The following is a 15,340-nucleotide window of genomic DNA, read 5'->3' on the forward strand; positions in this document are numbered from 1 at the left end:
CATCGCGCGCACCGCGCGGCTCCGGCAGCTTCACGCACTCCCCATCGCGCCCCTCAGGCGCTGCGATCGGCGCTGAGCACCGACTCGTAGACGGCGAGCATCTCGCCGCTGCGAGCCGACTGCAGGAAACGCGTCGCCGCTGACGCATCCACCCGTCGCGCTCCCGGAGCAGCCGCCAATTCCGCGGCGGCCTCCCGCAGTGCACGCGCGAGGGCTGCGACGCTTCCGTCGGCCACCACCCACTTCTGGTCGACGTCGACGTCGGCGGCGATCTCCGCGTCGGAGAAGATGGTCGGCGTTCCGAGCGCTGCCGCTTCGAACGGCGTGAGGCCCTGCGTCTCGAACCCGATCGACGTCTGCACCAGGGCGTCGGCATCCCGCAGCGCCGCGAGCGCAGCGGGATAGGGCACCGGCCCGGGGATCGACACCCGGTCGGCGAGCCCGAGCGCAGCAATGCGCTCTTCGACGCGCGGCAGCAGCAGCCCGGCTCCGTGCAGGGCGATGTCGGCGTCGATTCCCGACAGCGCGATCGCATCGATGAACTCGAGTACGCGCTTCTCGTGGCTCATGCGCCCGAGCCACACGAGCTTCGGGCGAGTTCGTTCCGAGCGCGGCACCTCCCGAGCAGCGGCGACCGCTTCGTCGTCCACCCCGTTCGGCGTGACGAGCACGGTGGAGCTCACCCCGTGCCGTCGCAGCGCCTCGGCGAAGTGCTGCGACGGTGCGGTGACGGCGTCGGCGTCGGCTGCGAGCTCGGCCAGGTACCTCCACGCGCCACGCGAAGCAGGGTCGACGCCCCCGCGCGGGCGGCCGAGAACGAGCCGTCGCCACGCGCGCAGCCCCGCGAACGCGAGCGGCGCGAGCGGCGTCACGGCGCGCGTGCCCTCATCGACGTGGTTGTGCATCGTGTGCACGATCGGCACCCGGAGACCCCGTGCCGCACGCACGCCGATCATCGCTCCCCAGAAGTCGCCCTGCACGTGCACCAGGTCGACGGGCGGCCTGGTCGCGAGCGCGTTCGCGAACCTGCGATCAGCACTCCTCCCCGGCCAAGTGAGGCTGTACTCGCGATCGCGCGTGATCGGCCGAGAGGGGAGATCGATGTACGCATCGCGATCCGGCTCCGCCATCGAGTAGCCGAGTCGGTGCAGTGCGGGTGCCGCGACCGTGACACGATGCCCGAGGCGTTCGAGAGCGCGTCGCTGCATGCGGATCGCCACCTGCACACCGCCGAGCGATTCGGGGTGCTGATCAGTGACGATGAGGATGTGCACGGTCAGCGGGAGTCGGCTTCGCCGCGGTAGAGCTCCTCGAACGTGTCGAGGGTGCGATCGATGTCGTGCACGGTGACCGCTTCGAGCGACGCGCGCTGCATGCGCAGGTACTCCTCTGGCGTCTGCTGCAGCACGCGGGTGATGCGGCTCGCGAGCTCGCGGTCGTTGCCCGGTTGGAAGAGAAAGCCGTTCTCCCCGTCGTGCACGAGGTGCGGCAGCGCCATCGCGTTCGCGGCGACGATGGGGAGACCCGAGGCCATGGCCTCCATCGTCGCGATCGACTGCAGCTCGGCGATCGATGCGATGGTGAAGACGCTCGCACTGGTGAGGTGCGCGCGCAGTTCGGCGTCGGTGACCCGACCGGTGAATTCGACACGATCGGAGATGCCGAGTTCTTCGGCGAGCTTCTCGAGATTCTTGCGCTGGTCGCCGTCGCCGACGACGGTGAAGCGCACGTCGAGTGATTCGTCGAGGCGCGGGATCGCGCGGAGAATCACGTCGATCTCCTTCTCGAGCGTGACGCGACCGACGAAGACGAGCTTGTTCGCGGTGCGCGGCTCGAGATCCGCGGTGTAATCGGAGGCGCGAAGCCCGCAGCTCACCGGTCGCACACCGCGGCGGTGGGTATTGCGCTCGAGGAAGTCCGCCGCCCGACGGGTGGGCGTGGTGACGGCGGCGGCGAGCCGGAGCACGCGGTCAGCGGCGTTCCAGCCCCAGCGCACGAAGACGCGCTTCGCCTTCTCGGGCAGCAGCGTGAAGTCGAGCACGTTCTCCGGCATGACGTGGTTCGTGGCGACGATTCGGATGCCCCGCTTCGCGCCCTCGATGGCGAGCGCCCGGCCGATGACGATGTGCGACTGGATGTGGATGACGTCGGGTCGCACCCGGTCGAGCAGCTTTCGCGCGTATCCGCGCGCCCTCCAGGGCAGCACGAACCGCAGCCAGTCGTGCGGGTACCAGCGCCAACTCGCCCACCGGTGCACGGTCATGCGCTCGCCTTCGATGGTCTCGACGTAGCTGCCGTGCTGGCTGTGGCGCTTCGCGGGTGCGACGACGTGGACGTCGTGGCCGCGCTGCACGAGCCCGGCTGAGAGGCGTTCGGCGAACCGAGCGGCGCCGTTCACATCTGGAGAGAAGGTGTCGCAGCCCTGCAGAATACGCAGGGGGGGCTGGCGATCGGTGGTGCTCACGGTGCGCGGGAGTCCTTCGGTCGGAGATGGGTGCGGATTCGCGCGGACGACGCGCGACGCTGCACCAGTCTACAAACCGCGGCTTGGAACCACTTCAGTCGGCGGATCGCGGCGGGCGCCGACCGACGTGCGGCAGATACCGCGGAATCCATCGCCCGAACCCGACGGCGCCGGCGACCGCGAGCAGCCCGGCGGCGACACTCGCGACGGGCAGCGATACTGCGGCGAGCCCGGAGACGGCGAGGGGCGCGACAGCGCCGCCGAAGTCGGTCAACGTGCGCCATGCCGCGAGAAACGGCGCCGGATGGTCGGCGGGCGCGAGGTCGGCGCCCAGCGTCATGTTGATGCCGCTCGACAGGCCGTTTCCGAGACCGACCACGATCGCGATCACGAGCAGCCAGACGCCAGCTCCCGGCAGGTCGTGCGTGCCCGCGAGCACGAGGAACCCGATCGCCATCACGACCATCGCAGGGAGGCTGGCCCACAGGCGGCCGAAGCGATCCATGATCTGGCCGCTCGTGTAGAAGAAGAGGAAGTCGACGGTGCCTGAGATGCCGACGACCAGCGCGACCTGCGTCGCATCGAGTCCGATCGACACTCCCCAGAGCGGGAGCAGCACGTCTTTGATCGACCGCATGCCGGAGAGGATCGCGGAGGCGCCTCCGATGCGCAGGAGCGCCGCCCCGCCGTCGCGCACCGCCCCGAGCACCCCCGGGCGGGATTCACTGGGGGTGGTGCGCGACGCGGTGCGCGACACTGTGCTGCGCGCGCTTCCATCGGCGCTGGCGTCGGGCGCTGCGCGTTCGGGATCAGGCGCTGCGCGTTCGGGATTGGGCGCCCAGGCGACGAGCGCTGCGGCGAGCACCAGGCACGCGGCGAACGCCCAGACCGGGGCCTCCGGATCGCCGGTCGCGGCGATCATGGCCGCGGCGAGGAACGGGCCGATGAACCGCCCGAGCCGGTTCGTTCCGCCGAGCAGCGACAGGGCCCGAGCCCGGAAGTGCAGCGGAACGCGCGTCGTCATGAACGCGTGCCGCGCGAGCCCGAACGAGGCGGCGGCGAACCCGATGACGAGCACGGCTGCGCCGAGCAGCGCTGGAGTCGGGGCGAAGGCGACCCCGAGGCAGCCGAGCAGGGCGACGGCGGCGGCGAGCAGCATCGCCGCGCGTTCACCGGCTCGTGAGACCACCCAGCTCGCCGGAAGGTTGCCGAGCACCTGCCCGACGACGGCCGCCGAGGCGATCACCCCGGCGAGCGCGATGCTCGCGCCCATCTCGACCGCGATGACGGCGACGAGCGGCAGAATCGCGTACTCGCCCAATGAGAAGAGCACCGACGGCCCGTAGATGCTCGGGGCCAGCCGCCAGAGGAACGCCGGAGCCGAATTCGTCATATCGGTTCCACAGTACTCTCAGCACCGCGCGCCGCCGGCCTCACGCGGCGCCGCACTCCGGCGTCCTCCGCGCGCAGCGCCGCGTCGGCCTCGTCCCGGTCAGGATTCGCGCGTCGCCGACAGCACCGTGAAGACGGCATTGCGCGCGAGCTGCCGCGTCGGCCCCACCTCTCGCTCGACGAGCGGTCGGTACCCGAGATGCGAGTTGAAGACGAGCCGCAGTTCCCCGCCTGGCGCGAGCGCACGGCGGCACGCGCGGATAAGGCGATGACCGACTCCGGCGTGCACCGTCGCGCCGGTGTGGAACGGCGGGTTGAGCACGATCAGGTCCGCCCACGCATCGGGCACCGCCTCGAGCGCGTCGGAACGCTCGACGGCGATGCGATCCGCCACCCCCGCCGCCTGGGCCGTGAGGCGGGTGGCCGCGACGGCCGCCGTGGACTGATCGGTCGCCAGCACGCGCGCCTCGGGGAAGCGGCGCGCGGCCGACACGGCGAGCACACCGTTGCCGCATCCCAGATCGACGATCGTGGCGGGTTGCCGCTGCGTGTCGGCGAGCGTGGTGAGGAGCAGCCTGCTGCCGTGGTCGAGCACCGGGCCGCCGAATGTCGCGCCGAAGGCCGCGAGCGAGAAGTCGAGCGCTGGATCGGTGCCCCACCTCGGGAACGCGCTCTCCGCCGTCGCCGGCACTCGGGGCCCTGCCGCGCGGAGCACGCGCGACTTGCGCCAGCCGAGACCTGCCGAGACCTCCGCGAAATCGCGAGCGAGCACGTCATTCATCGCGCGCGTCATGTGCTTCACGCGACCGCCGGCGAAGACGCGCACCTCCGGGTCCGCCCAGCGCGCGATCGCCCGAGACACCTCGGCGAGCGCGTCGAGGCCGCGCGGCAGTTGCACGAGCACGACCCGTGCCCCCGTCAGCGCAGCGGCATCGAGCCCGTGGTTCGTGTACCGGCCCGCCAACTGCATGCGCCGGGCGTTCTGAGCCAGGGCGCGCTCTCCGAGCAGCGGGTCCTGATGGGTCCGGATCCCCGCGACTCCGAACACGGTCGCGGCTCCGAGGGTGAGTGCTCCGTGGCGGTCGCCGATGACGACGACGTCGTCGACTCCCAAGGGGACCTCGAATGGGTGGTCGGCCAAGTCGTCGGCCGCGGTGCGGAGGATGAGCTGGTCGGCGGCATCGAACGCTTGCAGCTCCGGCGCGTCGAAATCAGGTTCGCGCGTCAGCTGCGCGAACAGGGCCTCGAGTCGATCATCGGTATCGCGCGGGCTCACGGCTGCCACACGACGACCTCGGCGTTGCGCCGCATGCGTGTGCCGCGACGGAGGGTGACCACTTCTCCCCCGGCGGATCCGGCCGCGAAGACGCGGCGGTCGGGGCGCTGCAGTCGTTCCTCCGTCAGTGCGCGTTCGAGGTCGCGCACGCGATCCTCGAGACGGCGCACCTGGTCTTCGAGCTCGAGCACACGGCGGATGCCCTCGAGGCTGAGCCCTTCTGCGGAGAGACGCGCGACCTCTCGCAGCCTCGCCACGTCGTGCAGCGAGTACCGCCTGGTGTTCCCGCGGGTGCGCTGCGGTGAGACGAGTCCGATGCGGTCGTACTGCCGCAGGGTCTGGGGGTGCATCTCGGCGAGCTCAGCGGCCGCGGCAATGGCGAATACCGGCGTGAAACGGTCCAGTCGCGGATTCGCCATGATGCTGACCTGCTTTCGTGTGGCTCGTCGAGGAGCGCAGTGCGGGCCGCACGGCCGGCACTGCGCTCCTCGCTCAATGAGAGGAGATTATCCCTTCGCGCGAGCCAGGAGATCGGCTCGCGGGTTCTCCTGCGGTTCGACGTCGCGGAACGCTTCGAGCGCCGCCTTCGCCTCTGGCGACAGATGCGAGGGAACCACGATCTGCACCTCGGCGAGAAGGTCGCCCGTGCCCTTCGAGCTCGACACTCCGCGCCCCTTGACGCGAAGCACGCGACCGCTCGGCGTGCCGGGCTGCACCTTGAGCTTCACCGGAGCGCCACCGAGTGTCGGCACTTCGACCGTCGCCCCCAGCGCCGCTTCGGAGAACGTCACCGGCAGCTTCACGCGGAGGTTCTGGCCGTCGCGCTCGAACACGGGGTGCTTGCGCACGCTCACGGTGAGAATGATGTCTCCCGCTGGTCCGCCCGTGGGGCTCGGTTCGCCCTTGCCGCGCACTTTGATCTTCTGGCCGTCGGAGACCCCTGCAGGGATCTTCACCTTGACCGAACCGGTCGAGGCCTGCAACGTGACCGTCTTACCCTGCACCGCCGTCTCGAAGTCGAGGGTCGTCGTGGCCTGGATGTCACGCCCGGACTGCGGCCCGCGCGGTGGAGCTCCGCCGAACATGCCTCCGAAGATGTCTTCGAAGCCCTGAGGGCCGCCCGACTGGAAATGGGTGTTGCGCCCGCCTCCGCCGAACATGCCGCCGAAGACGTCCTCGAAGCCCTGGTTTCCGCCGCCACCCGCGGTGAAGCGGGCACCGCCGGCGCCCATCGCGCGGATCTGATCGTACTCGGCGCGCTGCTCGGGGTCGGAGAGCACCGAGTACGCCTCGCTGATCTCCTTGAATTTCGCCTCGGCAACCGCGTCACCCGGGTTGGAATCCGGGTGGTACTTGCGCGCGAGCTTGCGGTAGGTCTTCTTCAGCTCGGCGTCGCCGACATCTTTCGAGACGCCGAGAAGCTGGTAGAAGTCTTTATCGAGCCAATCCTGACTAGCCATCCGCTCCCACCGCCACCGCGACCTTGGCGGGGCGCAGTTCGACCTCGCCGATGCGATATCCGCGCTCGATGACGTCGAGCACCGTGTGCTGCTCGGTGCCGGGAACCGGAACCTGTGCAATGGCCTCGTGGATCTGCGGGTCGAACACTTCGCCCGTTTCACCGAAGCTCTGCACGCCGATGCGCTCGAACGTTCCGCGAATCTTCTGGGCGATCGTTGCGAACGCCGTGCCCTCTGCCAGATCGCCGTGCTTCTCAGCGCGATCCAGATCGTCGAGCACCGTCAGCATCGGGGAGACCGCCGCTGCGATCGCCCGCTGCTTCTCGACCGCCGCATTCGACTCCGTGCGCTTCCGATAGTTGGCGTACTCGGCCGTCAGCCTCCGCAGATCATCGAGATACGGGTTGTCCGCCTCGTTCCCCGCCGCTGCCTCGTTCGCCGCGTCGGCGTCCGCTGCGGCGTCGCTCTGCTCCGCTCCCAGAATGTCATCGACCGTGAGATCGGGCTGGGGCGAGGAGCCGGAGTCCTGCGACTCCGGCTCCTGAGCAGGAACCTCGTCAGCGTTCGGGTCTTCCCCGGGCGTGCGCTGTTCCTCGTTCGCCATGGTTACTTCTTCTCCTCGTCGTCTTCAACAACTTCGGCGTCCACCACGTCATCGTCGTTCGACGTTGCATCGGCGCCGCCTTCAGCAGGAGACTCGGCCTGCGCGGCCGCGTAGATCGCCTCGCCGAGCTTCGTCTGGCTCTGGCCGAGCTTCTCCGAAGCGTTCTTCACTGCTTCGTCGTCGTCACCGGCGAGCGCCTGCTTCAGCGCGTCGAGATCTCCCTGCACTTCGGTCTTCACGTCCTCGGGCAGCTTGTCGTCGTTCTCGGAGATGAGCTTCTCGACCGAGTAGGCGAGCTGCTCCGCGTTGTTGCGCACCTCTGCCGCTTCGCGTCGCTGCTTGTCTTCAGCAGCGTGCTCCTCGGCTTCGCGCACCATGCGTTCGATGTCCTCCTTCGAGAGCGTCGAGCCGCCGGAGATCGTGATCGTCTGCTCCTTGCCGGTGCCCTTGTCCTTCGCGGAGACCTGCACGATGCCGTTGGCGTCGATGTCGAAGGTCACCTCGACCTGGGGCACGCCGCGCGGGGCCGGGGCGATACCGGTGAGTTCGAACGTTCCGAGGTTCTTGTTGTCGCGGGTGAACTCGCGCTCGCCCTGGAAGACCTGGATGGCGACGGAGGGCTGGTTGTCTTCCGCCGTCGTGAACGTCTCGCTGCGCTTCGTCGGGATCGCGGTGTTGCGGTCGATGAGCTTCGTCATGATGCCGCCCTTGGTCTCGATACCGAGCGAGAGCGGAGTCACGTCGATGAGCAGAACGTCCTTGCGCTCCCCCTTCAGCACGCCGGCCTGCAGTGCGGCGCCCACGGCGACGACCTCGTCCGGGTTCACGCTCTTGTTCGGCTCCTTGCCGCCGGTGAGCGACTTCACCAGTTCCGTCACGGCGGGCATACGGGTCGATCCGCCGACGAGCACGACGTGCGCGATGTCGGACACCTTCACACCGGCTTCAGCGATGACGTCCTGGAACGGCTTACGGGTGCGCTCGAGCAGATCCTTGGTGAGTTCCTCGAACTTCGCGCGGGAGAGCGTCTCATCGAGGTTCGCCGGACCGTTCTCGGTGAGCGAGAGGTACGGGAGCTGGATCTGGGTGCTCGTCGAGTTCGAGAGCTCCTTCTTGGCCTGCTCCGCCGCCTCCTTCAAACGCTGGAGCGCGATCTTGTCCTTCGCCACGTCGACACCGGTCGAGGACTTGAACTGCTGGATCAGCCACTGCACGATCCGCTGGTCCCAGTCGTCGCCGCCGAGGCGGTTGTCACCGGCCGTGGCGCGCACCTGGATCGTCGAGAAGTCGTCATCCTTGCCCACCTCGAGCAGGGACACGTCGAACGTGCCACCGCCCAGGTCGAAGACGAGGATCAGCTCGTCCTCTTTGCCCTTGTCGAGGCCGTACGCGAGCGCCGCAGCGGTCGGCTCGTTGATGATGCGGAGCACGTTGAGCCCGGCGATCTCGCCGGCTTCCTTCGTCGCCTGACGCTCTGCGTCGTTGAAGTAAGCCGGAACGGTGATGACCGCGTCGGTCACCTTGTCGCCCAAGTAGGTCTCGGCGTCGCGCTTCAGCTTCTGCAGCGTGCGCGCGCTGATCTCCTGCGCGGTGTAGCGCTTGCCGTCGATCTCGTCGGTCTTCCAGTCGGTGCCCATGTGGCGCTTGACCGAGGAGAGCGTGCGGTCGACGTTCGTGACGGCCTGGCGCTTCGCGGTCTCGCCGACGAGCACCTCCCCGTCCTTCGTGAACGCGACGATCGAGGGCGTGGTGCGAAGGCCTTCGGCGTTCGCGATCACGGTGGGCTCGCCACCTTCGAGTACGGAGACCACCGAGTTCGTGGTGCCGAGGTCGATGCCTACTGCGCGTGACATATGTGCTCCTTCTGTCGATCGGATCGACCAGACGAAGCGCCTGGCCGGAGACTGCTCGTCACCGCCGACTCGCACGAGAGCGCGAGTGCTCACGATGTTGAGCCTGTTGGACTCAAGTTTACTCGCCGCTCAGCGAAGGTCAAGTCTGCACGGTAAAACTTGAGTCGATCCCACTCAACTCTCAGAATGAGAAGTGCGAAGGTCTCAGCGCTCGTCCGAGCTCACGTGCACGACGAAGTCGTACTCCTGGAATTCGGCGACCTCGACAGCCCACCTCGCCCGCACGAACTCGACGTGAGCCGGATGGTCGTTGTAGGCGCGGAACGCGCTCTCGTCGAGGAACACCATGGAGAACTGCCACTCCAGGCCGCTCTTCGGACTGATCTGGCGCTGCACGGTGAACCCGTTCACGCCGGGAATCTGCGCGAGATCACGCGCCGCCGACTCCAAGAACTCCGCCTCCTCGGAAGACCCGCTGGCGTGGATGAGGCGGAAAACGACGGTGTGCTGGATGGGCATTCTGGCTCCTCGGGTCAGGGAAGCTCCCGCGCCTCCGGCCCGAGCCTACGGCGGAGCGGAAGCGCGCACCAGGGAACCAACGGAAGATGACGGAGCCATGAACGGCAGCGAAGCTCCTCACCCCGAGCCGTGACGGGGCTACGCTGAATCCCATGAGCGACCACGTGCTGCCGGCCCCCGCCGCGTCGGGCCCAGCCGCCCCCGCCTCCGTGAAGAAGCGAACCGTGTTCGCCTGGTCGCTGTGGGACTGGGGGTCGGCATCGTTCAACGCGGTCGTCACGACCTTCGTCTTCAGCGTCTACATCACGAGCGCCCCGTTCGGCCCGGAAGAGCGGGTCTCGGCCGAGCTCGGGATCGCGTTGCTCGTCGCCGGCATCGTCGTCGCGCTGTTCGCGCCGGTGATCGGGCGCCTCACCGACCAAGCGGGACGCCGGAAGACCTGGCTCGGCATCAACACCGGCATCGTCGTCGTCTCCACCCTGCTGATGGTGCTCGTGGCCCCGGACGAGCAGTTCTTGATCTTCGGCCTCGTGCTGCTCGCGATCGGCAACGTCGCCTTCGAGTTCGCGAGCGTCAGCTACAACGCGATGCTGGGGCAGATCGCGAACAACGGCAACGTCGGCAAGATCTCGGGCCTGGGCTGGGGGATGGGGTACCTCGGCGGGATCGTACTGCTCGCCCTCATCCTCGTCGGGTTCATCTTCCCCGAGGTCGGCTGGTTCGGCGTCACCTCGGATGGCGCCTGGAACGTGCGCATCGCCATGCTCCTCGCCGCCGCGTGGTTCGCCGTCTTCGCGATCCCCGTCTTCTTCGCGGTGCCCGAGATCCCGGCGGCCGCTCACCCCGAGAGCAAGGGACGCTGGTTCCTGCGCGCATACGCCGACGTGTTCCGGAGCGTCGCCGGCCTCTGGCGCGATGCGCGGCACACCCTGCACTTCCTCATCGCGAGCGCCGTGTTCCGCGACGGGCTCGCAGGCGTCTTCACGTTCGGCGGAGTGATCGCCGCGCGGAGCTTCGGGTTCGACAACACGACCGTGATCCTCTTCGCCATCGCGGCGAACGTCGTCGCGGGGCTGGCGACGATCCTCGTCGGCTTCTTCGAGGATCAGTTGGGGGCGAAGCGCGTCATGGTCTGGTCGATCGTGCTCATGGTCATCTGCGCCATGCTCGTCTTCGCGCTGCACGACTCGGGCACGTGGGTGTTCTGGATCTTCGGTCTCCTGCTCTGCATCTTCGTCGGACCGGTGCAGTCGGCGAGCCGCTCGTTCCTCGCCCGGCTCATTCCGCCGGGCCGAGAAGGAGAGATCTTCGGCCTCTACGCCACCACCGGCCGCGCGGTCTCGTTCCTGGCACCCGCGGGCTTCACCATCGCGATCGCGATCGGGGGCGCGACCATCTTCGGCATCATCGGCATCGGAGCCGTGCTGCTCATCGGGCTCCTGCTGCTGCTTCCGGTGCGCGCCCCCAGGTGAGGCGCGCAGCACGGGCCCTGGGGCAGTAGCCTGTTCGGGTGGCCCGTCCTGAACTTTCCGCCGAGCAGCTCGCCGTCTACGAACGCATCGAGCACACCCGCGAGCACCTGTTCATCACCGGCCGCGCCGGCACCGGCAAGTCGACCATCCTGAACCACCTCTCGTGGAACACGAGCAAGATCATCGCGGTATGCGCCCCCACCGGCGTGGCCGCGCTCAACGTCGGCGGGCAGACGATCCACTCGCTGCTCCGGCTGCCCACCGGCATCATCGCGGACCACGAGCTGGATCAGCCCGCTGAGCTCAAGAAGATGCTCGCCGCGATCGACACCCTCGTCATCGACGAGATCTCCATGGTGTCGGCCGACCTGATGGACGCGATCGACCGATCGCTGCGCCTCGCGCGCGGCAAGAAGCACGATCCGTTCGGCGGCGCGCAGATCATCATGTTCGGCGACCCCTACCAATTGCCGCCCGTGCCTCCGCGCGACCCCCACGAGCGCGCCTACTTCGCGGACACGTACCGCTCGCTGTGGTTCTTCGACGCCAACGTGTGGACATCGACGCCGCTCTCGACCATCGAACTGCTCGAAGTGCACCGTCAGCGCGACGACCGTTTCAAACAGATTCTCGGCGCGGTGCGCCACGGGGTCGTGACTGAGGATCAGGCGCACGAGCTGAACTCGGCGGGCGCGCGGCCAGCCCCGCGCGACGTCATCACCCTCGCCACGACGAACGCCACGGTGAATCGCCTGAACGCCCAGCGCCTCTCCGAGATCACCGGCGCATCGCTCCGCGCGGTCGCCGAGATCAACGGCGAGTTCCGCGAGAACACCTACCCCGCCGACGAGGTGCTCGAGCTGAAACCGGGAGCGCAGGTGATGTTCCTGCGGAACGACTCGGACGGGCGCTGGGTGAACGGCACGATCGGCACCGTCTCGCGCGTCGACGGGACCGTGTGGGTCGAGGTGGATCGCGAGGAGTTCGAGGTCGAACCGATGGTCTGGGAGCGGTACCGCTACCGGTACGACGCCGAGACGAAGAAACTCGAGAAAGAGGTAGTGGCTGAGTTCGAGCAGTTTCCGCTGCGCCTCGCCTGGGCGGTCACCGTGCACAAGTCGCAGGGACACACCTACGACGCAGCGGTCGTCGATCTCGGACCCAGAGCCTTCAGCGCGGGTCAGACGTATGTGGCGTTGAGCCGCGTGCGCTCACTCGACGGCCTGTACCTGCAGCGTCCGCTGCAGCCGCGCGACGTCATCGTCGACCCCAATGTCGTCCGGTTCATGCGCGGCAAAGAAGAGTCCGTCTGAGCGGAAGAACTCGCCGCAAAGACAGTACGCGTGCGGGGATCGGGCTCCGCCCGATCCCCAGAGCCTGCATCGCGTGACGGGGACTACGCCACCGCGAGCTTCGCCTGGCCCAGGTCGCGGAAAACCGCCGTATTGAATGCGTACGCCGCGCGCACCTCGTCGAGCATGCGGGCGCGCTCGGCCTCGTCGAGCTGCTCGCCGAGAACATCGAGCGCCGCCCGGTACTGATTCTTGAACTCGGCGAGATCGCCCAGCTCGGAGAAGTCGTAGAACGCGATTCCGGCGCTCGGCAGATCGTGCTGCTTCGCGACGCGCTTCGCGATGTACTGCCCGCCCGAGAGGTCGCCGAGATACCGCGTGTAGTGATGCGCGACCACGCCGGCCGCCCAGCCCTCAGCCGCGACCTCCCGCATGCGCGCCGCATACTCGAGCGTTGCAGGAACGGCGACGATCTGCTCGCGCCAGTCGGCGCCGATGAGGTGCACGAGGTCCGCCTCGAGTGCTGGCAGACGCACGAGCGACGGCGAATGGAAGCCGGCGAAGCGCGGGTCTGCGGCGACCTGATCAGCGGCAGCCTCGAGGGCTTCGTACATGAAGTAATGCTGTGCGACGAGATCGATGTAGTCCTGCAGCGACCCCTTGCCGCGCATGATGTCTTCCATGAACGTCGCCCCCTCGCTGTCGGAGTGATCCGACCACGAGCTCTCACGGATGACGACGGAGAACGGCCGGTCCTCTGGCGCTGCGGCTGGCGCGTCGACGGACGCATCAGCAGCGTCGCTCTGCGGCTGCGCGCCGTGCTCGTCGCGCGCCGGCACACCGAGCTTCGCGCACGCCGCGGTGTAGAGCGCGACGACCTCGCGCCGGATCTCCGGTCGCTCCGTGATCGGGCCACCGGGCCATTCCACCGTCAGTTCGTGCTCTCCCTCGGCATCCGTCACGAGCCATCGGCCGGAGGCGCCGGTCACGCCCACCATGGTGCTCGAGGTGGCGCCGGGGTGCCCGAAAGCACGCGCGATCAGGAGGTTGTCGGCCATATGGTCGCCGTTCATGTGCCGGGTCACGCCCGAGATCACGTCATCCGAAAAATTCGTCACCACGTCAGTCTAGTAAGGGTGGCCTCACTTCGCCCTACCCGGCGCCAAACTTCCCAGTCGCACGCAGTAGACTCCCGTGTGTTCTGTGTCCAATTCACCTTCGAGATTGGCGGTCGAATTTGATTCCGCGCTTTGCCCCTCGCACCCGCCTGCTGGCCGTCGGGGCCATCGTTGTCGCCGCACTCGGTCTCACGGCATGCACCGACGGCGATTCGGTGACCAGTTCCGCCGACGTCAACACCGTCGACCCGGCACTCGCGAGCGGCATCGATGACGCCATCGCGTCGGCCATGCAGCAGAGCGGTTCGACCGAAGCCGTCGTCGGCGTCTGGGGCAATGATGGAAGCGAGTATCTGCGCGGGTACGGCGACAGCGGGGTCGACGGCTCCGTCAGTATCCGCGGAGCACAGGCGACCCAGCCGGTCATGTGCGCACTCATGCTCGACCTCGTCGATGAGGGAACGATCGATCTGGATGGGAATGTGTCGGAGGACCTGACCCGCCAGTCCGGCATCGAAGACGTCACGTACCGGCAGCTCTGCGAGATGCGATCCGGCATCGCCGACTACAAGAGCGGCTTCGCCGACATCTTCGCGAACAACCCGACGCGGCCCTGGGCCGAGCAGGAGCTGCTCGCCGAAGGCCTCTCACGGTCTCCCGAATCTTGGCCCGGGCTCGACTTCCACCAGTCGGACTCGAACCTCGTGCTCCTCGCCCGCGCCCTGAAGGTGAAGACCGGGCTCGAGATTCCCGACCTGCTGCGCGATCACGTCTTCTCCGACGCGAATATGGGATCGACGTACTTTCCCGCCCTGAACAGCACCACGATCTCTGGTGACACGCTGCAGGGCCTCACCTATCCCTCGAGCGGTGGCAAGGCAGTCTGCGACGCCGAACCGGTCGAGGTAGCCGAGGTGTCACCCTCGATGCTCGCGGGAGCGGGAGCGACGGTCACGACCGTCACCGACCTCAAGAACTTCTACGACGGGTACCTCAGCGGCACCTTCGGCGGGGAGAGTGCCGGAGTCGTCACCGAGGCCTTCCCGACCAAGAACCCCGAGCGCGACGAGAACGGCGAACCCACCGAGGAGATCGCCATGGACGGTCGCCTCTGGAGCTTCGGCGTGGAGAAGGTCGGGCCGCTGTACGGCCAGAGCGGGGCCATCACCGGCACCCTCACCGCCGCCTACAGCGACCCCGACAGCGGCTTCTCCGTCGTCGTCTCGCTCAACAACTCCTCGGCGGGGGCGGGCTTCGCGAAGTCGCTCGCGTTCCAACTCGCCTCGCTCGCACAAGCGCAGGGCGTCGCGCCGGAACTGACGTGGAGCGCCGAGGAGCAGACCGAAGCGCTCGCGAAGGCCGCCGTCTGCCAGTAGCGGCGGTGCCGAGTACTCAGCCACTTTCTGCTACGGTGGGTGAGTCGGAATCCTCGTGATTCCGTATCGGGGATGTAGTTCAATGGTAGAACTTCAGCTTCCCAAGCTGATAGCGCGGGTTCGATTCCCGTCATCCCCTCTGAACGGGCCCTTTCCTCCACGATTGGGCCCGTTCTTCGTTTTACTTGAGGCAAAGTGGCTATCTATTGGCTACTTTGAATCCACTCTCCAGCACCTTTTGCGATCGTCGAGCCCATCGGGTGTCTCCGAATTGGAGCAAGAATGGATCCGCCATTGGATCCTTGCGACCGTGGAGGGCGCCTCATTGCAGAATCACCGAGTGAACTCGATGGTCCGACTACCCGGTGGACGCTGCTCGAAACTCTGGTGATTCCATGACCATCCCTTCCCCGCAACCGAGCACAACTGTCCCTGCCGGCTGGTATCCGACCCAATACGACTTGGCGAGCCGGTCAGCGGCCTTCGCGAGCTCGCTCGCGTGAACGGTCACTTA

Annotated in this window: 13 protein-coding genes and 1 tRNA gene; 4 read left to right on the forward strand and 10 right to left on the reverse strand. The window is 67.8% G+C overall.

From position 1 onward, the window contains the following. Positions 1–53: 53 nt before the first annotated feature. The 9 genes from ABFX18_RS13770 to ABFX18_RS13810 all read right to left on the reverse strand — a co-directional run bounded on the left by ABFX18_RS13770 (position 54) and on the right by ABFX18_RS13810 (position 9,568). Positions 54–1,274: a glycosyltransferase gene (locus ABFX18_RS13770; protein WP_346058630.1), complete on the reverse strand. Its 1,221-nt coding sequence runs from the start codon at positions 1,272–1,274 to the stop codon at positions 54–56. 2 nt (positions 1,275–1,276) lie between these two features. Next, positions 1,277–2,464 carry a glycosyltransferase gene (locus ABFX18_RS13775; protein ID WP_346058631.1) on the reverse strand — a complete coding sequence of 396 codons (1,188 nt, stop codon included), beginning with the start codon at positions 2,462–2,464 and terminating at the stop codon, positions 1,277–1,279. A gap of 94 nt (positions 2,465–2,558) precedes the next feature. After that, a complete protein-coding gene (locus tag ABFX18_RS13780) occupies positions 2,559–3,857 on the reverse strand; it encodes an MFS transporter (RefSeq protein ID WP_346058632.1) in 1,299 nt (432 codons plus the stop codon). 99 nt (positions 3,858–3,956) lie between these two features. Next, on the reverse strand, positions 3,957–5,141 hold the full coding sequence (locus ABFX18_RS13785; protein ID WP_346058633.1) for a class I SAM-dependent methyltransferase: 1,185 nt from the start codon (positions 5,139–5,141) through the stop codon (positions 3,957–3,959). Further along, the gene (locus ABFX18_RS13790) at positions 5,129–5,551 is read right to left on the reverse strand and encodes a heat shock protein transcriptional repressor HspR (RefSeq protein ID WP_346058634.1); all 423 of its coding nucleotides are present in this window, start codon (positions 5,549–5,551) and stop codon (positions 5,129–5,131) included. The genes ABFX18_RS13785 and ABFX18_RS13790 overlap by 13 nt, the downstream gene beginning before the upstream one ends. An 87-nt stretch (positions 5,552–5,638) precedes the next feature. After that, a complete protein-coding gene (locus ABFX18_RS13795) occupies positions 5,639–6,592 on the reverse strand; it encodes a DnaJ C-terminal domain-containing protein (protein WP_090146386.1) in 954 nt (317 codons plus the stop codon). Continuing rightward, positions 6,585–7,196 (reverse strand): nucleotide exchange factor GrpE, encoded by a 612-nt coding sequence (locus tag ABFX18_RS13800; RefSeq protein ID WP_090146384.1) that lies wholly within the window; start codon positions 7,194–7,196, stop codon positions 6,585–6,587. The genes ABFX18_RS13795 and ABFX18_RS13800 overlap by 8 nt, the downstream gene beginning before the upstream one ends. 2 nt (positions 7,197–7,198) lie before the next feature. Continuing rightward, positions 7,199–9,049, reverse strand: a complete 1,851-nt coding sequence (gene dnaK / locus ABFX18_RS13805) for a molecular chaperone DnaK (protein WP_200330334.1) — start codon at positions 9,047–9,049, stop codon at positions 7,199–7,201. A 204-nt stretch (positions 9,050–9,253) separates the two neighbouring features. Further along, positions 9,254–9,568, reverse strand: coding sequence for a Dabb family protein (locus tag ABFX18_RS13810; protein WP_200330336.1), 315 nt, complete (start codon positions 9,566–9,568; stop codon positions 9,254–9,256). A gap of 152 nt (positions 9,569–9,720) precedes the next feature. On the opposite strand from ABFX18_RS13810, the gene ABFX18_RS13815 reads away from it, so the two are divergent. Together ABFX18_RS13815 and ABFX18_RS13820 are read left to right on the forward strand one after the other, a co-directional pair. Beyond that, entirely contained in the window at positions 9,721–11,040 is a 1,320-nt protein-coding gene (locus ABFX18_RS13815) for an MFS transporter (RefSeq protein ID WP_090146378.1), read from the forward strand. A 38-nt stretch (positions 11,041–11,078) separates the two neighbouring features. Then, positions 11,079–12,353: an ATP-dependent DNA helicase gene (locus ABFX18_RS13820; RefSeq protein WP_346058635.1), complete on the forward strand. Its 1,275-nt coding sequence runs from the start codon at positions 11,079–11,081 to the stop codon at positions 12,351–12,353. Between the two features lie 83 nt (positions 12,354–12,436). Here ABFX18_RS13820 and ABFX18_RS13825 read toward each other — a convergent pair whose 3' ends face one another. Further along, positions 12,437–13,450 carry a biliverdin-producing heme oxygenase gene (locus tag ABFX18_RS13825; protein WP_346058636.1) on the reverse strand — a complete coding sequence of 338 codons (1,014 nt, stop codon included), beginning with the start codon at positions 13,448–13,450 and terminating at the stop codon, positions 12,437–12,439. A 215-nt stretch (positions 13,451–13,665) separates the two neighbouring features. On the opposite strand from ABFX18_RS13825, the gene ABFX18_RS13830 reads away from it, so the two are divergent. Then, the gene (locus ABFX18_RS13830) at positions 13,666–14,826 is read left to right on the forward strand and encodes a serine hydrolase domain-containing protein (protein ID WP_346058637.1); all 1,161 of its coding nucleotides are present in this window, start codon (positions 13,666–13,668) and stop codon (positions 14,824–14,826) included. 68 nt (positions 14,827–14,894) lie between these two features. Continuing rightward, a tRNA-Gly gene (locus tag ABFX18_RS13835) sits at positions 14,895–14,965 on the forward strand. Positions 14,966–15,340: the final 375 nt, after the last annotated feature.

This window comes from Leucobacter alluvii (assembly GCF_039530485.1).
Taxonomy (GTDB): Bacteria; Actinomycetota; Actinomycetes; order Actinomycetales; family Microbacteriaceae; genus Leucobacter; species Leucobacter alluvii.